A 1,492-nucleotide genomic window follows, 5' to 3' on the forward strand; every position below is an offset into this window, starting at 1 on the left:
GGCTGACGGCTGACGGCTTAAAGCCTACAGCTAAACTTTCATACACACATATTTTTCTTCGAGGTATTCGTCGAGCCCTTGATGGCCGCCTTCTCTCCCTAGGCCTGATTGTTTTACACCACCAAAAGGCGCAACGGGGTTGGAGATCAGCCCTTCATTAATACCCACCATGCCATATTCTAATGCTTCACTCACGCGGTAGACCTGCTTGATATTTTGGCTATAAAAATAAGCGGCGAGGCCATACGGCACGTCATTGGCAAGTGCGAGTACTTCGGCTTCTTCGTCAAATGCGATAATACTAACTACTGGGCCAAATACTTCTTGGTGGTAAATATCCATTTCAGGGGTAACACCCGTTAAAATAACAGGTGCTTGAAAGTTACCCCCTAATTCTTTGACATCATTTATTTGAGTCGCGCCTTTGTGTTTTGCATCACTCAGCAAGTCTTGAACCTTTTGTTTTGCTTTGGCATATATCAGCGGACCAATATCGCAGTCGTCGACAAAACCGCTGGCGACTTTTAATGAGGTTACTTTTTCATTGAGCTTTTTAACCACCTCATCTAACACATTGCGCTGCACAAAAATGCGGTTAGCTGCAACACAAGTTTGCCCAGCATTTCTAAATTTAGCGCCCATCAGGCCTGTAACGGCTTCATCTAAATCAGCATTATCAAAAATAATAAATGGCGCATTGCCACCGAGTTCCATTGATGTACGTTTAATTGTTGAGGCACATTGCGATAGTAACTGCTTACCCACACCGGTTGAACCGGTAAAAGTAAACTTACGAACAACCTCAGATTCTGTTAGCAGTTCACCGACCATTTTAGCATTCTCAGATACCAGTACATTAAAGGCGCCTTTTTCAAAGCCCGCTTGATCTGCTAAATAAGCCAATGCGAGAGCACAAAGCGGCGTATGTTCTGAGGGCTTTAATACAAAACTACAGCCTGCGGCATAAGCTGGGGCTACTTTGCGAGTCACCATGGCAATAGGGAAATTCCACGGTGTTATACCAGCCACAACGCCGATTGGCTGCTTAAAGCTCGTTAAACGGTGTTGATTGTCGGTCGGTGGGATCACATCGCCATAACTGCGTTTTGCTTGTTCAGCAAACCATTTAATAAAACCGGCACCGTACTCTACTTCACCAAGGGACTCTTTGAGCGGTTTACCCTGCTCTTTTGTCATCAACTCGGCAAGGGTCTGTTTGTGCTCTATAACTAATTCGTACCAACGCATTAATACTTCACTTCGCGAAGAAGGATTAGTCGATTTTAGTTTAATAAACGCACCGTGAGCTGCGTCAATAGCCTGTTGTACGCCAGCTTGGTCAACATCACTAACCGAAGCAATCGCTTTATCTGTCGCGGGGTCAGTTACATCAAAGTGAGAATCTGTTGGGTAAAACTCACCGTTAATAAATGAATCAGTAAAAACTAAATGTGACATGAGGCCTCCGTTAGTAGCTATCAGCTATCAGCTA

1 protein-coding gene is annotated in these 1,492 nt (G+C 44.5%); it reads right to left on the reverse strand.

The window, feature by feature from the left end; translation table 11 throughout:
* Nucleotides 1–30: 30 nt before the first annotated feature.
* A complete protein-coding gene (locus CSC79_RS16375) occupies nt 31–1,458 on the reverse strand; it encodes an NAD-dependent succinate-semialdehyde dehydrogenase (RefSeq protein ID WP_099296823.1) in 1,428 nt (475 codons plus the stop codon).
* Between the last annotated feature and the right edge of the window lie 34 nt (nt 1,459–1,492).

Origin of the sequence: Pseudoalteromonas sp. 3D05, from assembly GCF_002723455.1 — a bacterium.
Lineage (GTDB): Bacteria > Pseudomonadota > Gammaproteobacteria > Enterobacterales > Alteromonadaceae > Pseudoalteromonas.